1 protein-coding gene is annotated in these 385 nt (G+C 63.6%); it reads left to right on the top strand.

From position 1 onward, the window contains the following. The coding region (locus NE591_RS13175) for a MarR family winged helix-turn-helix transcriptional regulator (RefSeq protein WP_256156856.1) at positions 1 to 361 on the top strand (361 nt) is incomplete at its 5' end. Positions 362 to 385: the final 24 nt, after the last annotated feature.

Raw genomic sequence — 385 nt, 5'->3', positions numbered from 1 at the left:
AGACCGGCTGGAGATCAGCTACACCACCCTCGCCGAATGCATCGATGAGCTGTGCCGAGCCGGAGCCTTGAGCAAGACAACCGACGAGGACGACCGGCGCGCCACGAGGCTTTCCGTCACCCCCCAAGGCCGGCGGCTCACAGAGAGCATTGATCGGGAGCTGATCGCCGTGGCCAAACAGGCCCTTTCCCTTCTTTCCGGCACCTCAAGGACGCAGGCCAGGCACCTCCTCTATGACGCCTGCCTCCGCCTCAACAAAAAGCGGCTGGCGGGCAACCTCGTGCGGGGCGACAGCGCCTTCTTCATCGTGTGCCAGCAGGTCTCACTGGAATTCTCCCGCATCTGCAGGCAGATCATGTGACGCTCATGACCGAGGTGGTGGCCC

The organism is Adlercreutzia sp. DFI.6.23 (assembly GCF_024462535.1).
GTDB classification, from domain to species: Bacteria; Actinomycetota; Coriobacteriia; order Coriobacteriales; family Eggerthellaceae; genus Adlercreutzia; species Adlercreutzia rubneri.
This window is presented reverse-complemented; position numbering and strand designations above follow the sequence as displayed.